Below are 401 nucleotides of genomic sequence, written 5' to 3'. Positions count from 1 at the left end.
GCCGAACGACGTGTATGTGGGCGGTCAGCCTTCGATCGTGAACAAGCTGGAGTCCGTCACTGGCGCAGACAACTTCGAAAAATTGACCTTGGGTCAGACCGAAGTCAAAACCGATGTCACCGATGAGCCCGGTACTGGCACCCCAGGTACTGGCAACGAAGGCGACAAAGTCTCCGTCACCATCGCTAGCAACGGTAATGTCACTGAAGATCAACAGCCGTCGTTCACCGTCAAAGTGAACCAGCCGCTTGACCGTGATATGACCGTTACCCTGAGCAACGGCGCGAAAGTTGTAATCGCAGCCGGCCAGACCGAAGTTGAGTACAAGGCACCTGCACAGGGTGAAGATATATTCAAAGATTCCGGCTCGCTCACCGTCGGTGTAACCGATGCTAGCGTTG

1 protein-coding gene is annotated in these 401 nt (G+C 54.9%); it reads left to right on the top strand.

Features of this window, described 5'->3' with window-relative positions; all coding sequences use genetic code 11:
• Positions 1 to 401: immunoglobulin-like domain-containing protein (locus tag IAE34_RS24210; protein WP_325101020.1), on the top strand; the 401-nt coding region annotated here is incomplete at both ends.

The organism is Pseudomonas sp. S30 (assembly GCF_016518545.1).
GTDB lineage: Bacteria > Pseudomonadota > Gammaproteobacteria > Pseudomonadales > Pseudomonadaceae > Aquipseudomonas.
Note: the sequence above shows the minus strand (reverse complement) of the source record. Positions and strands in the feature narration are given on the sequence as shown.